This window comes from Streptomyces sp. GDS52, from assembly GCF_052246875.1.
GTDB classification, from domain to species: Bacteria; Actinomycetota; Actinomycetes; order Streptomycetales; family Streptomycetaceae; genus Streptomyces; species Streptomyces cathayae.
In genome coordinates this window covers 433,538-448,056 of sequence record NZ_CM125966.1, presented here as the reverse complement: position 1 = coordinate 448,056, position 14,519 = coordinate 433,538, and the positions used below count along the sequence as shown (strand labels likewise).

General features: G+C 71.9%; 15 protein-coding genes. All 15 read left to right on the top strand.

Translation table 11 applies throughout. From position 1 onward, the window contains the following. Positions 1-100 precede the first annotated feature (100 nt). On the top strand, positions 101-1,036 hold the full coding sequence (locus tag ACTWJ9_RS02230; RefSeq protein WP_387039994.1) for an ABC transporter permease: 936 nt from the start codon (positions 101-103) through the stop codon (positions 1,034-1,036). Next, positions 1,029-1,817, top strand: a complete 789-nt coding sequence (locus ACTWJ9_RS02225) for an ABC transporter ATP-binding protein (RefSeq protein WP_279332344.1) — start codon at positions 1,029-1,031, stop codon at positions 1,815-1,817. Before ACTWJ9_RS02230 ends, ACTWJ9_RS02225 begins: the two co-directional genes overlap by 8 nt. Positions 1,818-2,160: 343 nt before the next feature. Continuing rightward, the gene (gene hpnC / locus ACTWJ9_RS02220) at positions 2,161-3,063 is read left to right on the top strand and encodes a squalene synthase HpnC (protein ID WP_388705479.1); all 903 of its coding nucleotides are present in this window, start codon (positions 2,161-2,163) and stop codon (positions 3,061-3,063) included. Further along, positions 3,060-4,010 (top strand): presqualene diphosphate synthase HpnD, encoded by a 951-nt coding sequence (gene hpnD, locus ACTWJ9_RS02215; protein ID WP_279332342.1) that lies wholly within the window; start codon positions 3,060-3,062, stop codon positions 4,008-4,010. The genes hpnC and hpnD overlap by 4 nt, the downstream gene beginning before the upstream one ends. Further along, on the top strand, positions 4,010-4,150 hold the full coding sequence (locus ACTWJ9_RS02210) for a DUF6380 family protein (RefSeq protein ID WP_341483659.1): 141 nt from the start codon (positions 4,010-4,012) through the stop codon (positions 4,148-4,150). The genes hpnD and ACTWJ9_RS02210 overlap by 1 nt, the downstream gene beginning before the upstream one ends. Further along, positions 4,147-5,613, top strand: coding sequence for a hydroxysqualene dehydroxylase HpnE (gene hpnE, locus ACTWJ9_RS02205; RefSeq protein WP_279332341.1), 1,467 nt, complete (start codon positions 4,147-4,149; stop codon positions 5,611-5,613). Before ACTWJ9_RS02210 ends, hpnE begins: the two co-directional genes overlap by 4 nt. 71 nt (positions 5,614-5,684) lie before the next feature. Continuing rightward, complete coding sequence (locus ACTWJ9_RS02200; RefSeq protein ID WP_387039995.1) at positions 5,685-6,749, top strand: polyprenyl synthetase family protein; 1,065 nt, start codon at positions 5,685-5,687, stop codon at positions 6,747-6,749. A 119-nt stretch (positions 6,750-6,868) separates the two neighbouring features. Beyond that, complete coding sequence (shc, locus tag ACTWJ9_RS02195; RefSeq protein WP_279332339.1) at positions 6,869-8,998, top strand: squalene--hopene cyclase; 2,130 nt, start codon at positions 6,869-6,871, stop codon at positions 8,996-8,998. Then, a complete protein-coding gene (locus tag ACTWJ9_RS02190) occupies positions 8,998-9,639 on the top strand; it encodes a phosphorylase family protein (RefSeq protein ID WP_387042626.1) in 642 nt (213 codons plus the stop codon). Before shc ends, ACTWJ9_RS02190 begins: the two co-directional genes overlap by 1 nt. Before the next feature lie 5 nt (positions 9,640-9,644). Next, complete coding sequence (hpnH, locus tag ACTWJ9_RS02185; protein ID WP_279332337.1) at positions 9,645-10,685, top strand: adenosyl-hopene transferase HpnH; 1,041 nt, start codon at positions 9,645-9,647, stop codon at positions 10,683-10,685. A 4-nt stretch (positions 10,686-10,689) separates the two neighbouring features. Further along, positions 10,690-11,847, top strand: coding sequence for a flavodoxin-dependent (E)-4-hydroxy-3-methylbut-2-enyl-diphosphate synthase (gene ispG / locus ACTWJ9_RS02180; protein ID WP_279332336.1), 1,158 nt, complete (start codon positions 10,690-10,692; stop codon positions 11,845-11,847). Positions 11,848-11,881: 34 nt separating this feature from the next. Further along, on the top strand, positions 11,882-12,244 hold the full coding sequence (locus tag ACTWJ9_RS02175; protein ID WP_423836149.1) for a 1-deoxy-D-xylulose-5-phosphate synthase N-terminal domain-containing protein: 363 nt from the start codon (positions 11,882-11,884) through the stop codon (positions 12,242-12,244). Further along, a complete protein-coding gene (locus ACTWJ9_RS02170; RefSeq protein ID WP_279332335.1) occupies positions 12,241-13,656 on the top strand; it encodes an aspartate aminotransferase family protein in 1,416 nt (471 codons plus the stop codon). Before ACTWJ9_RS02175 ends, ACTWJ9_RS02170 begins: the two co-directional genes overlap by 4 nt. A 110-nt stretch (positions 13,657-13,766) precedes the next feature. Continuing rightward, the gene (locus tag ACTWJ9_RS02165; protein WP_279332334.1) at positions 13,767-14,390 is read left to right on the top strand and encodes a helix-turn-helix domain-containing protein; all 624 of its coding nucleotides are present in this window, start codon (positions 13,767-13,769) and stop codon (positions 14,388-14,390) included. Continuing rightward, positions 14,387-14,509 carry a DUF6126 family protein gene (locus ACTWJ9_RS02160; RefSeq protein ID WP_202280217.1) on the top strand — a complete coding sequence of 41 codons (123 nt, stop codon included), beginning with the start codon at positions 14,387-14,389 and terminating at the stop codon, positions 14,507-14,509. Before ACTWJ9_RS02165 ends, ACTWJ9_RS02160 begins: the two co-directional genes overlap by 4 nt. The last annotated feature ends 10 nt before the right edge of the window (positions 14,510-14,519 follow it).

Sequence of the window (14,519 nt, the reverse complement as noted above, 5' to 3'; positions counted from 1 at the left end):
TATCCGGAACCAGGCGGAAACCACGGGGTCGCCCCCGGGCTTCCCGGCACGTGCCAGGCCCGCGGGGGCCGCGCATCTCGAAGAGGGAAAGCTTCCAGCAGTGAGTGAGACAACGCACGACGGCACGGTCGCGGCCAGCGCGTCCGTGCCGCCCGACGAGGGCCTCACGGCGGCCGAACTCGCCGCCCGGTACGGGCTGACGGTCAGCGGTGCCCGCCCGTCGCCGGCCGAGTACCTCCGTCAGCTGTGGGCGCGGCGGCACTTCATCCTGGCCTTCTCCCGGGCGAAGCTGACCGCGCAGTACAGCCAGGCCAAGCTGGGCCAGCTGTGGCAGGTGGCGACCCCGCTGCTGAACGCGGCGGTGTACTTCTTCATCTTCGGGCTGCTGCTGGGCGCCCGCCGGGGCATCCCGCACGAGATCTATGTGCCGTTCCTGGTGACCGGGGTGTTCGTGTTCACCTTCACCCAGAGTTCGGTGCTGGCCGGGGTGCGGGCGATCTCCGGGAACCTGGGGCTGGTGCGGGCGCTGCACTTCCCGCGGGCCGCGCTGCCGGTCTCCTTCGCGTTGCAGCAGCTGCAGCAGCTGTTGTTCTCGATGGTGGTGCTGGTGGCGGTGGTGGTGGCGTTCGGCAGTCCGCCGGCGCTGTCCTGGCTGCTGGTGGTGCCCGCGCTGGGGCTGCAGTTCGTCTTCAACACCGGGCTGGCGCTGATCTTCGCCCGGCTGGGCAGCCGGACGCCGGATCTGGCCCAGCTGATGCCGTTCGTGCTGCGCACCTGGATGTACGCCTCGGGGGTGATGTTCAGCATCCGGGCGATGCTGGAGGGCAAGAACGTGCCGGGCTGGCTGGCCGACGTGCTGCAGTGGAATCCGGCCGCGGTCTACATGGATCTGGTGCGGTTCGCGTTGATCGACGGGTACGGGTCCTCGTATCTGCCGCCGCATGTGTGGGCGTTCGCGGTGGGCTGGGCGCTGCTGGCCGGGGTGATCGGTTTCGTCTACTTCTGGAAGGCCGAGGAGACCTACGGTCGTGGCTGAGGTGAACACGGACCCGCGCGTGCCCACCGTGATCGCGGACGACCTGCACATCGTCTACCGCGTCAACGGAGCCAAGGGCGGCAAGGGCAGCGCCACGGCGGCGCTGAGCCGCATGCTCCGGCGGGGCAAGGACGACGCGGCACGAGGTGTGCGCAGGGTGCACGCCGTGCGCGGGGTCTCCTTCGTCGCCTACCGGGGCGAGGCCATCGGCCTGATCGGCTCCAACGGCTCGGGCAAGTCGACCCTGCTGCGGGCCATCGCCGGTCTGCTGCCCGCGGAGCAGGGCAAGGTCTACACCGACGGCCAGCCCTCCCTGCTCGGCGTCAACGCCGCCCTGATGAACGACCTCACCGGTGAGCGGAACGTCGTACTCGGCGGGCTGGCCATGGGCATGACCCGCGAGCAGGTCCGGGAGCGCTACCAGGAGATCGTCGACTTCTCCGGCATCAACGAGAAGGGCGACTTCATCACCCTGCCGATGCGTACCTACTCCTCCGGCATGGCCGCCCGGCTGCGCTTCTCCATCGCCGCCGCCAAGGACCACGACGTGCTGATGATCGACGAGGCGCTGGCCACGGGCGACCGCAAGTTCCAGAAGCGCTCCGAGGCGCGCATCCGGGAGCTGCGCAAGGAGGCCGGCACCGTCTTCCTGGTCAGCCACAACAACAAGTCGATCCGGGACACCTGCGACCGCGTCCTGTGGCTGGAGCGCGGAGAGCTGCGGATGGACGGGCCCACCGACGAGGTGCTCAAGGAGTACGAGAAGTTCGCCGGGAAGTAGCCTGGGGCGCGGGGCCCGCCGGGCCCCGGTGTCTGCCAAGGCGACGTCAACTCCCACCCCGAGCAGGAACCTTGACGTCGACCGGTGCGTTGTCGTGATGCACGGGACACCCCGGCGGTCGGTACCGCGTTGTACAACGTAAGCTGTAGCGGTGCCCAAAGACGGCAATCAGGGCCATAGCGCGCGACACCACCCGGCGGTCCGTTCCGCCGAAAGCGTGGGCGGTGTGTCCGAAATAGTGTGAATTGGGTCAGCAGTGTAGAACGGGAGATGTGACGGCAATGGTTACGGAGGCTCCCCTGCTGAACGCAGCATGTGCCGTCCCCGCCCAGGGCAGCCCCCGATGACGCGAACCGGCACGCCGCGCGGCGTCGACCCCGAGCGCGCCACCCTCGACAAGGCCGCCGCCGAGAACTTCCCGGTGGCGCCGTTCTTCCTGCCCGGAGCCTGGCGTGACGACCTGATGGCGATCTACGGCTACGCCCGGCTGGTCGACGACATCGGCGACGGCGACCTGGCCCCCGGCGGAGCCGACGCCCGGCTGCTCGGCGTCGCCCCCGAACGGGCCGACGACCGGACGGCGCTGCTGGACGCGGTCGAGGCGGATCTGCACCGGGTGTTCGACGACGTCCCGCGCCATCCGCTGCTGCGCGGGCTCCGGCCGACGGTCCGCCGCCACGCCCTGACCCCCGAACCCTTCCTGGGCCTGATCGCCGCCAACCGCCAGGACCAGATCGTCAGCCGCTACGAGACCTACGACGACCTGCTCGCCTACTGCGCGCTGTCGGCCAACCCGGTCGGCCGCCTGGTCCTCGCCGTGACCGGCACCGCGAGCCCCGAGCGGATCCGCCGTTCCGACGCGGTCTGCACCGCCCTGCAGATCGTCGAGCACCTCCAGGACGTCGCCGAGGACCTCGGCCGGGACCGCGTCTACCTGCCCGCCGCGGACATGAAGCGCTTCCACGTCCAGGAGGCGGACCTCGCCGCGCCGCACGCCGGCGCGTCGGTGCGCGCGCTGATCGCGTTCCAGGCGCAACGCGCCCGGGACCTCCTGGCGGAGGGCGAGCCCCTCGTGGCCGGCGTCCAGGGGAGACTGAAACTGCTGCTCGCGGGATTCGTGGCAGGGGGAAGGGCGGCCCTCGGCGCCATCGCCGCCGCCGAATACGACGTACTCACCGGCCCGCCCAAGCCCGGAAAGGTCCGGCTGCTGCGCGAGGTGGGCGTGACGCTGCGAGGAGAGGGGTGATCCGGACCGTGGAATCGGAAGCACACGTGTCAGCACCGGTACTCGCCGCATACCGGTACTGCGAGGCCGTCACCGGACAGCAGGCGCGCAACTTCGCCTACGGTATCCGGCTGCTGCCGACGCCCAAGCGGCGCGCGATGTCCGCGCTGTACGCGCTCTCCCGGCGCGTCGACGACATCGGCGACGGCCCGCTGGCGGACGACGTCAAGGTCGCCAGGCTCGAGGACACCCGGAGGCTGCTCGCCCGGGTCCGCGACGGCGCGGTCGACGAGGACGACACCGACCCGGTCGCCGTCGCCCTCACGCACGCCGCACAGCGGTTCCCGATTCCGCTCGGCGGCCTGGACGAGCTCCTCGACGGCGTCCAGATGGACGTGCGCGGCGAGACCTACGAGACCTGGGACGACCTGAAGGTCTACTGCCGCTGCGTCGCGGGTGCCATCGGCCGCGTCTCCCTCGGCGTCTTCGGTACGGAACCCGGCGCGCGGGACGTCGAGCGCGCCGCCGAGTACGCCGACACGCTGGGGCTCGCGCTCCAGCTCACCAACATCCTCCGGGACGTCAGGGAGGACGCCGAGGGCGGCCGTACGTACCTGCCCGCCGACGACCTCGCCAAGTTCGGCTGCGCGGCCGGGTTCAGCGGGCCGACCCCGCCGCAGGGCTCCGACTTCGCGGGCCTCGTGCACTTCGAAGTACGCAGGGCCCGCGCCCTGTTCGCCGAGGGCTACCGGCTGCTGCCCATGCTCGACCGGCGCAGCGGCGCCTGTGTCGCCGCCATGGCCGGCATCTACCGCCGCCTCCTCGACCGCATCGAGCGCGAGCCCGAGGCCGTGCTGCGCGGCCGGGTCTCCCTGCCCGGGCGGGAGAAGGCCTACGTCGCGGTGCGCGGCCTCTCCGGCCTGGACACCCGCAGCGCGACCCGGCGGACCGTCAGGAGGCGCGCCTGATGGACACACCGCTCCCCGTCGGCGACCCCGCCGGGAAGAGGCGGGCAACCCTCCGCCGCCACGCCGCGTCCCGTACTGAGACGGCCGTCCGAGCACCCTTCGGACCGTACGGCGGCCGGGCAGGAAAGGGCGCACCATGACCCGTGTCAACAGACCCGAAGGCACACCCGCCGGCGATCGGGCCCCGGCGGGACGGCACGCCGTCGTGATCGGCGGCGGGCTCGCCGGAGTCACCGCCGCGCTCGCGCTCGCCGACGCCGGAGTGCGCGTCACCCTGCTCGAGGGCCGCCCGCGGCTCGGCGGGCTCGCCTTCTCCTTCCAGCGCGGCGACCTGACCGTCGACAACGGCCAGCACGTGTACCTGCGCTGCTGCACCGCCTACCGCTGGTTCCTCGACCGGATCGACGGAGCGGCCCTGGCACCGCTGCAGAATCGTCTCGACATCCCCGTTCTCGACGCCGACCGGCCCGAGGGCCGACGCCTCGGCCGGCTGCGCCGCGACGCGCTGCCCGTCCCCCTGCACCTGGGGCGCAGCCTCGCCACCTACCCGCACCTCTCGCTCGCCGAGCGCGCCGGGGTGGTCCGGGCCGCACTCGCGCTCAAGAGGCTCGACCTCGCCGACCCGGCCCTCGACGACCAGGACTTCGGCAGCTGGCTGGCCGCGCACGGCCAGTCGGCACGCGCCGTCGAGGCGCTGTGGGACCTGGTCGGGGTCGCCACCCTCAACGCGGTCGCGGGCGACTCCTCCCTCGCGCTCGCCGCGATGGTGTTCAAGACCGGACTGCTGTCCGACCCGGGCGCCGCCGACATCGGCTGGGCCCGGGTCCCGCTGGGCGACCTGCACGACCGGCTGGCCCGCAAGGCGCTCGACTCCGCGGGCGTGCGCACCGAGGTCCGCACCCGCGTCACCTCCGTCTCCCCGCACGGCGAGGCGGGGTGGAGCGTCCAGGTTCCCGGCGAGACGCTCGAGGCGGACGCGGTCGTCCTCGCCGTACCGCAGCGCGAGGCACACGACCTGCTGCCCGCGGGAGCGCTCGACGAGCCGGAGCGGCTGCTGAGCATCGGCACCGCGCCGATCCTCGACGTCCACGTCGTCTACGACCGCAAGGTGCTCACCCGGCCCTTCTTCGCGGCCCTCGGCAGCCCCGTGCAGTGGGTCTTCGACCGCACCGAGGCGTCCGGTCTGCGGCAGGGGCAGTACCTGGCCGTGTCGCAGTCGGTCGCGCAGAACGAGATCGACGAGCCCGTGGCCGCGCTGCGCGCCCGCTATCTGCCCGAACTGGAACGGCTGCTGCCACGCACCCGCGGCGCCGGCGTACGGGACTTCTTCGTCACCCGGGAGCGCACCGCCACGTTCGCTCCCGCACCCGGCGTCGGACGGCTCAGGCCCGGCGCCCGCACCAAGGCCCCCGGCCTGTATCTGGCCGGAGCGTGGACCGCCACCGGGTGGCCCGCGACCATGGAGGGCGCGGTCCGCAGCGGCGTCGACGCGGCGGACGCCGCACTGAGCGCCCTGGGCCGGCCCCGCCCCCGCCACCTCTTCGCGGAGGAGGCGGCCGACCGCGGCGTTCCGGGCGCCGCCGTGCGAGGTGGGCTCCGGTGAGGGCCGAGGAACCCGCCGCGGCAGACCCGCGCACCCCCGGTACCGCAACAAGAGGAGAGACTGTGCCCACTGTGCCCCCGGCCTCGAAGGCCGCTGGAAGGACCGCGGCGGACGCGCCCGCGCTCCTGGAGCGCGGCCGGACACTGGCCATGCCGGTACTGCGGGCGGCCATCGACCGCCTGGCGCCTCCCATGGACACCGTCGCCGCCTACCACTTCGGCTGGATCGACACCGAGGGCCGGCCCGCCGACGGCGACGGCGGCAAGGCCGTACGCCCCGCGCTCGCCGTGCTGTCCGCCGAGGTCACCGGTGCCGCCCCCGAGGTCGGCGTCCCCGGCGCGGTCGCCGTCGAACTCGTGCACAACTTCTCCCTGCTGCACGACGACCTGATGGACGGCGACGAACAGCGCAGGCACCGCGACACCGTCTGGAAGGTGCACGGCCCCGCCCAGGCCATCCTGGTCGGCGACGCCCTGTTCGCCCTCGCCTACGAGGTGCTGCTGGAACTCGGCACCGCCGAGGCCGCCCGGGCCGCCCGCCGGCTGACCACCGCCAGCCGCTCCCTCATCGACGGCCAGGCGCAGGACATCTCCTACGAGCACCGCGAGCGGGTCGGGGTCGAGGAGTGCCTGGAGATGGAGGGCAACAAGACCGGCGCCCTGCTGGCCTGCGCCAGTTCCGTCGGAGCCGTCCTCGGCGGTGCCGACCGGCACACCGCCGACACCCTGGAGACCTACGGCTACCACCTCGGCCTGGCGTTCCAGGCCGTCGACGACCTGCTCGGCATCTGGGGCGACCCGGCTGCCACCGGCAAGCAGACCTGGAGCGACCTGCGGCAGCGCAAGAAGTCCCTCCCGGTCGTGGCGGCGCTCGCCGCGGGCGGCCCCGCCTCCGAACAGCTCGCCCACATCCTCGCCGCCGACGCCGAGAGCAGTGACTTCGCGAACTTCTCCGAGGAGGAGTTCGCGGCCCGTGCGGCCCTCATCGAGCAGGCCGGAGGACGGGAGTGGACCGCCGAGGAAGCACGTCGCCAGCACACCACCGCCATCGAGGCCCTCGACACCGTCGACATGCCCGACCGGGTACGGGACCAGTTCACGGCGCTCGCGGACTTCGTCGTCGTACGAAAGAGATGATCACCATCGGTCGAATAACCCTCGCGTAGTCGCCGGCCGGTGCGGCGAGGAGTACCGCACCGGCCGACGGCGGACCCACAGCAGACGCACACCTTGCAGGACTGCACGAAGGGGAAGCCATGACAGCGACGACCGACGGAAGCACCGGGGCAGCCCTGCCGTCCCGAACGACCGCGGCCAGCGAAAACGACACCGACATCCCCGTGGCGGCCGGGGCACCCGACATCGCCGCCGGCGCCATGCGGCGCGCCACCGAGTTCCTGCTGTCCCGCCAGGACGACCAGGGCTGGTGGAAGGGAGACCTCGCGACCAACGTCACGATGGACGCCGAGGACCTGCTGCTGCGTCAGTTCCTCGGCATCCTCGACGAGGACACCACCCGCGCCGCCGCCCTGTTCATCCGGGGCGAGCAGCGCGAGGACGGCACCTGGGCGACCTTCCACGAGGGCCCCGCCGACCTCTCCGCCACCATCGAGGCGTACGTCGCCCTCCGGCTGGCCGGTGACCCGCCGGACGCCCCGCACATGGCGCGGGCCTCCGCCTGGGTCCGCGAGCACGGCGGGGTCGCCGCCTCCCGGGTCTTCACCCGGATCTGGCTGGCCCTGTTCGGCTGGTGGAAGTGGGAGGACCTGCCGGAACTCCCGCCCGAGCTGATCTGGTTCCCGTCCTGGGTGCCGCTCAACATCTACGACTTCGGCTGCTGGGCACGGCAGACCATCGTCCCGCTGACGATCGTCTCCGCCAAGCGGCCGGTACGGCCCGCCCCGTTCCCGCTGGACGAACTGCACACCGACCCGGCCCGCCCCAACCCTCCCGTACCGCTCGCTCCGGCGACCAGCTGGGACGGCGCCTTCCAGCGGCTGGACAAGGGCCTGCACGCGGTGCGCAGGGTCGTCCCGCGCGTGCTGCGCAGGGCGGCGATGCACACCGCGGCCCGCTGGATCATCGAGCGGCAGGAGAACGACGGCTGCTGGGGCGGCATCCAGCCGCCCGCCGTGTACTCGGTCATCGCCCTGCACCTGCTCGGCTACGACCTGAACCACCCGGTGATGCGCGCGGGACTCCAGTCCCTGGACCGGTTCGCCGTGTGGCGCGAGGACGGCGCCCGGATGATCGAGGCCTGCCAGTCCCCGGTGTGGGACACCTGTCTGGCCACCATCGCCCTGGCCGACGCCGGTCTGCCCGCCGACCATCCGCAACTGGTCAGGGCCGCCGACTGGATGCTCGGCGAACAGGTCGTCAGACCCGGTGACTGGTCCGTCCGCAGGCCCGGACTGCCGCCCGGCGGCTGGGCGTTCGAGTTCCACAACGACAACTACCCCGACATCGACGACACCGCCGAAGTGGTCCTCGCGCTCCGCCGGGTCAAGCACCACGACCCGGAGCGGGTCGACAACGCCATCGGCCGCGGGGTGCGCTGGAACCTCGGCATGCAGTCCCGCGACGGCGCCTGGGGCGCGTTCGACGTCGACAACACCAGCCCGTTCCCCAACCGGCTGCCGTTCTGCGACTTCGGCGAGGTCATCGACCCGCCGTCGGCCGATGTCACCGCCCACGTGGTGGAGATGCTCGCCGTCGAGGGACTCGCCCACGACCCGCGCACCCGGCGCGGCATCCGGTGGCTGCTCGCCGAACAGGAGCCGAACGGCTCGTGGTTCGGCCGCTGGGGCGTCAACTACCTCTACGGCACCGGGTCCGTGGTGCCCGCGCTGGTCGCCGCCGGGCTCCCCGGCTCGCACCCGGCGATCCGGCGGGCCGTCGCCTGGCTGGAGTCGGTCCAGAACGACGACGGCGGCTGGGGCGAGGACCTGCGTTCCTACCGGCACGCCCGTGAGTGGAGCGGCCGGGGCGCCTCGACCGCGTCGCAGACGGGGTGGGCGCTGATGGCCCTGCTGGCGGCCGGCGAGAAGGAGTCCGGGGCCGTCGAGCGCGGCATCGGGTGGCTGGCCGCCACCCAGCGGGAGGACGGCTCCTGGGACGAGCCCCACTTCACCGGCACCGGTTTCCCCTGGGACTTCTCCATCAACTACCACCTCTACCGGCAGGTCTTCCCGCTCACCGCGCTCGGCCGGTACGTGAACGGGGAACCGTTCGCCGAGAAGCCCGCCGCGGCACAGGCGGGCGCGGGCGCGGCGGGCGCGGGCGCACCGGTCGCTCCGGGCGTCGGCGCGTCCGACGTCGGCGTGCCGGGCGCCGGTGCCCCGGGCGCCGGACCGGAGCAGCGGCTCGCCGAGGCGAAGGGCAGCTGATGAGCGCCCGGCCGGCCCCGGCCCCGCTGCTGATCGCCTGCGCGCTCGGCATCGAGCGGCTCGCCCTGCACCGGCGGGTGCGGGCAGGGGCCGCAGGGCCGGTCGCCGTCCTGCGGACGGGCATGGGGCCGGAGGCGGCCGAGCGCTCGGTCACCCGGATGCTCGCCGAACGGGTGCTGCGCGACGCGGCCGTGCTGGCCACCGGCTTCTGCGCGGGGCTGGCCCCCGGGATGCATCCCGGCGACCTGGTGGTCGCCGAGGAGACCCGGGACCCGCGCGGCAGCGTCCCCTGCGACGGCACCGAGCTGCTGGTGAAGGAACTGGCCCGGGTCGCCCCGGGGCGCACCGTCCACACCGGTCCGCTCACCGGTTCCGAGCACGTCGTCCGCGGGCACGAACGGTCCGAGCTGCTCGCCACCGGCGCGATCGCCGTCGACATGGAGTCCACGGCCACGCTCCTGAGCGCCGTCCGAGTGGGCGCGCGCCCTGTTGCGGCCGTCCGGGTGGTCGTGGACGCTCCTGAACATGAACTGGTCCGGATCGGCACGGTGCGCGGTGGAATATCGGCTTTCCGCGTTCTTCGTTCCGTTCTCCCCGCGTATCTCGAATGGCACCGTTCCTTGCTGCTCCCCAGGAGGTGAGCCAGATGGCCATGCCACTGCGGCAGTCCATCAAGGTCGCTACGTACTTGGCCGAACAGAAGCTCCGCAGGCGCGAGAAGTTTCCGCTCATCGTCGAGCTGGAACCGCTCTTCGCCTGCAATCTCGCGTGTGAGGGCTGCGGGAAGATCCAGCACCCGGCCGGGGTGCTCAAGCAGCGCATGCCGGTCGCCCAGGCCGTGGGCGCGGTGCTGGAGTCCGGTGCGCCGATGGTGTCGATCGCCGGCGGTGAGCCGCTGATGCACCCCCAGATCGACGAGATCGCACGCCAGCTGGTGGCCAGGAGGAAGTACGTCTTCCTGTGCACCAACGCCATGCTGCTGCGCAAGAAGATGGACAGGTTCACGCCCTCGCCCTACTTCGCGTTCGCCGTGCACATCGACGGGCTGCGCGAGCGGCACGACGAGTCCGTCGCCCAGGAGGGCGTGTTCGACGAGGCCGTGGCCGCCATCAAGGAGGCCAAGCGGCGCGGCTTCCGGGTCACCACCAACTCGACCTTCTTCAACACCGACACCCCGCAGACCGTCATCGAAGTGCTCGACTACCTCAACGACGACCTCAAGGTCGACGAGATGATGATCTCGCCCGCCTACGCCTACGAGAAGGCCCCCGACCAGGAGCACTTCCTCGGCGTGGAGCAGACCCGCGAGCTGTTCAGGAAGGCCTTCGCGGGCGGCAACCGCCGCCGCTGGCGGCTGAACCACTCCCCGCTGTTCCTGGACTTCCTCGAGGGCAGGGTCGACTTCCCGTGCACCGCGTGGGCGATCCCGAACTACTCGATCTTCGGCTGGCAGCGCCCCTGCTATCTGATGAGCGACGGCTATGTGCCGACGTACCGGGAGCTGATCGAGGAGACCGACTGGGACAAGTACGGCCGCGGCAAGGACCCGCGCTGCGCCAACTGCATGGCGCACTGCGGATACGAGCCCACCGCCGTCCTCGCCACCACGGGGTCGCTCAAGGAGTCCCTGCGCGCCCTGCGCGACACGATCTCGGGACCCTCGGGCAACCCGGGAAACAGGGAGTGAGGCCGTGACCGCCGTATCGCTCGGGATGCCCGAGGCGCCCGCGCCGACGCTCGCCCCGCGCCGCAGGAGCCGGAGGATCCAGGTCGGGTCGGTGGCGGTGGGCGGGGACGCGCCGGTGTCGGTGCAGTCGATGACCACCACCCGTACCTCCGACATCGGTGCGACGCTGCAGCAGATCGCCGAGCTGACGGCGTCGGGCTGTCAGATCGTGCGGGTGGCCTGTCCCACCCAGGACGACGCGGACGCGCTGGCGGTCATCGCGGGCAAGTCGCAGATCCCGGTGATCGCGGACATCCACTTCCAGCCGAAGTACGTGTTCGCCGCGATCGAGGCGGGCTGCGCGGCGGTGCGGGTCAACCCGGGCAACATCAAGCAGTTCGACGACAAGGTCAAGGAGATCGCGCGGGCGGCGGGCGAGCGCGGCACGCCGATCCGGATCGGGGTCAACGCCGGGTCGCTGGACCGGCGGCTGCTGCGGAAGTACGGGAAGGCCACCCCGGAGGCGCTGGTGGAGTCGGCGCTGTGGGAGGCGTCGCTGTTCGAGGAGCACGGTTTCCGGGACATCAAGATCTCGGTGAAGCACAACGACCCGGTGGTGATGGTGGAGGCCTACCGGCAGCTGGCGGCGCGGTGCGACTATCCGCTGCATCTGGGGGTGACCGAGGCGGGTCCGGCGTTCCAGGGCACGATCAAGTCGGCGGTGGCCTTCGGGGCGCTGTTGTCGGAGGGGATCGGGGACACCATCCGGGTGTCGCTGTCGGCGCCGCCGGCCGAGGAGGTCAAGGTGGGGCTGCAGATCCTGGAGTCGCTGAATCTGCGGCAGCGGGGTCTGGAGATCGTCTCGTGTCCGTCGTGCGGGCGGGCGCAGGTGGATGTGTACAAGCTGGCGGACGAGGTGACCGCCGGGCTGGAGGGCATGGATGTGCCGCTGCGGGTGGCGGTGATGGGCTGTGTGGTCAACGGTCCGGGGGAGGCGCGGGAGGCGGATCTGGGGGTGGCCTCGGGCAACGGCAAGGGGCAGATCTTCGTCAAGGGCGAGGTGATCAAGACGGTGCCGGAGTCGAAGATCGTGGAGACGCTGATCGAGGAGGCCCTGAAGATCGCCGAGCAGATGGAGAAGGACGGCATCGTGTCGGGGGAGCCGGCCGTCACCGTGAGCTGAACAGCACGGAACCGAAGGGGGCCCGAGCGTGACGATGGTGGAGAGCACCCGGCACCCACGTGACCTGAAGGCGCCGGCCGAGACGGAACCCGGTGAACTGTCCGAAGAGAACAGGGAGTTCCTGGTGCACGCGGTCGCCGGGACCGGAGGGCGTCTCGGGCCCCACCCGGGCGTGGTGGAACTCGCCGTGGCCCTGGTGCCGGGCGATGCCGATGTCGACGCACCGGTCCGGCGGTTCGGCATCCCGGAGCAGTTCCTCGCGCACGCCGGACGCGGCGAGGTGCCGGTCGGCATCGGCCTGACGCCCGTCCGGAGCACCGGCCGGACCAGCGCGAGCCCTCCCGCCGGGGGCGAGCCGCCGAAGCAACCACAGGACCGACAGGAGTCACCGCAATGACCATCGCGGAGTCCGAGTCGAAGCCGTCGCGGGCCGGGGAGTTCGACCTCGGCGCGCTGCTGGCCGAACGGGGAGCCGAGCGCTACGAGCTGCACGCCCGGTACCTCAACCACCAGCTCCCGCGCATGCTGCACACCATCGGCTTCGACAAGGTCTACGAACGGGCCGAGGGCGCCCACTTCTGGGACGCGGACGGCAACGACCACCTGGACATGCTCGCCGGATTCGGGGTGATGGGCCTGGGGCGCCACCACCCCGTGGTCCGCAAGGCGCTGCACGACGTCCTCGACGCCTCGCTCGCCGACCTCACCCGCTTCGACTGCCAGCCGCTGCCCGGTCTGCTGGCCGAGCGGCTGCTCGCGCACAGCCCTCACCTGGACCGGGTGTTCTTCGGCAACAGCGGAACGGAGGCGGTCGAGGGCGCGCTGAAGTTCGCCCGCTACGTGACCGGCAGACCGCGCGTCCTGTACTGCGAGCACGCCTTCCACGGACTGACCACCGGCTCCCTGTCCGTCAACGGCGAGTCCGGCTTCCGCGACGGCTTCGCCCCCCTGCTGCCCGACACGGCGGTACCGCTCGGCGATCTGGACGCGCTGGAGCGGGAGCTGGCCAAGGGCGATGTCGCCGCCCTCATCGTGGAGCCGATCCAGGGCAAGGGCGTGCACCCGGCCCCGCCCGGCTATCTGCGCGCCGCGCAGGAACTGCTGCACCGGCGCAAGGCGCTGCTGATCGCCGACGAGGTGCAGACCGGCCTCGGGCGGACCGGCGACTTCTACGCCTACCAGCACGAGGAGGGAGTCGAGCCGGACCTGGTGTGCGTGGCCAAGGCGCTCTCCGGCGGCTATGTGCCGGTGGGAGCCACGCTCGGCAAGGACTGGATCTTCCGCAAGGTCTACTCGTCGATGGACCGGGTGCTGGTCCACTCGGCCAGCTTCGGGGCCAACGCCCAGGCGATGGCCGCGGGCCTCGCGGTCCTGTCGGTCATGGAGAACGAGCACCTCGTCGCGCACGCCCGGGCCACCGGGGAGCTGCTGCGGTCCCGGCTCGCGGCACTGACCGGGAAGTACGAGCTGCTGGCCGAGGTCCGCGGCCGGGGCCTGATGATCGGCATCGAGTTCGGCCGGCCGCGGTCACTCAGGCTGCGCGGCCGCTGGACCGCGCTGCAGGCCGCGCGCAAGGGGCTCTTCGCACAGATGGTGGTCGTGCCGCTGCTGCGGCGGCACAGGATCCTCACCCAGGTCTCCGGCGATCACCTGGAGGTGATCAAACTGATTCCGCCGCTGATCATCGACGAGCGGGACGTGGACCGGTTCGTGGGCGCCTTCACGGCGGTGATGGACGAGGCCCACGACGGCGGTCTGGTGTGGGAGTTCGGCAGGACCCTGATGAAGCAGGCGGTCGCCGGCCGGTGAGACACTGGCCCCGTCCGGCCGTGCTGCCTGCCGGGTCGTGAACACCCGCCCCTTTTTGCCCGTGAGGCAAGAAATTTGCCCCACGGGCAAAAATGCTGCTGAATGGGGTCATGAGCACCCCCGAGAGCGAGCCGTCGGCCGAACCGGCCGCCGCGCTTCCCGCGGTCGCGCCGCACCTGCGCGCGCTGCGCCGCCGGGCAGGCCTGACCCTGGAGGCCGCGGCACGCGACGCGGGGCTGTCGCCCGCCCATCTCTCCCGGCTGGAGACCGGGCAGCGCCAGCCCTCGTTGCCCATGCTGCTCTCCCTGGCCCGGGTCTACGGTACGACCGTCTCGGAACTGCTCGGCGAGACGACCGCCGACCAGGACATGGTGCTGCGCGCCGCCGACACGGAGCCGACCGTCGCGGGCGGCTGGACGTACCGGCAGGCAGGCTCCCCCGGACGCGGGATGCAGGCCCTGCGGGTCGAGGTTCCCCACGGCTCCCAGAGCGGCATCGTGCGGGTCCACCCGGGCGAGGAATGGCTGTACGTCCTCAAGGGACGGCTGCTGCTGCGCCTGGGGGACGCGCTGCACCGGCTGGCCCCGGGCGACAGCGCGCACTTCGACTCGCTGACCCCGCACCGTATCGCCGCTCAGGACCCCGACGGAGTCGAGCTGCTCTTCGTCCATACCCTGTTGCAGAGCCCCACGGCCGCCCTGTGCCTGGGCCCCACCTATGGAGATGTGTCATGAAAGACCTGGAGGAGAAGTTCCCTCGCGCCCTGTGGGTGAGGCTGTTCGTCTACGTCGTGGTGGGGCACCTCTTCGCGGCCTTCATCTATCTGCTGTTCGCACTGGGCGCGAAGCAGTAGTCCCCGGAAC

What these genes read in the sequence shown, in the direction of transcription:
- ACTWJ9_RS02160 (WP_202280217.1), top strand. Translation starts at nt 14,387, where the DNA reads ATGAAAGACCTGGAGGAGAAGTTCCCTCGCGCCCTGTGGGTGAGGCTG.
- hpnH (WP_279332337.1), top strand. Translation starts at nt 9,645, where the DNA reads ATGGCCATGCCACTGCGGCAGTCCATCAAGGTCGCTACGTACTTGGCC.
- shc (WP_279332339.1), top strand. Translation starts at nt 6,869, where the DNA reads ATGACAGCGACGACCGACGGAAGCACCGGGGCAGCCCTGCCGTCCCGA.
- ACTWJ9_RS02165 (WP_279332334.1), top strand. Translation starts at nt 13,767, where the DNA reads ATGAGCACCCCCGAGAGCGAGCCGTCGGCCGAACCGGCCGCCGCGCTT.
- ACTWJ9_RS02170 (WP_279332335.1), top strand. Translation starts at nt 12,241, where the DNA reads ATGACCATCGCGGAGTCCGAGTCGAAGCCGTCGCGGGCCGGGGAGTTC.
- ACTWJ9_RS02190 (WP_387042626.1), top strand. Translation starts at nt 8,998, where the DNA reads ATGAGCGCCCGGCCGGCCCCGGCCCCGCTGCTGATCGCCTGCGCGCTC.
- hpnC (WP_388705479.1), top strand. Translation starts at nt 2,161, where the DNA reads ATGACGCGAACCGGCACGCCGCGCGGCGTCGACCCCGAGCGCGCCACC.
- ACTWJ9_RS02175 (WP_423836149.1), top strand. Translation starts at nt 11,882, where the DNA reads ATGGTGGAGAGCACCCGGCACCCACGTGACCTGAAGGCGCCGGCCGAG.
- ACTWJ9_RS02210 (WP_341483659.1), top strand. Translation starts at nt 4,010, where the DNA reads ATGGACACACCGCTCCCCGTCGGCGACCCCGCCGGGAAGAGGCGGGCA.
- hpnE (WP_279332341.1), top strand. Translation starts at nt 4,147, where the DNA reads ATGACCCGTGTCAACAGACCCGAAGGCACACCCGCCGGCGATCGGGCC.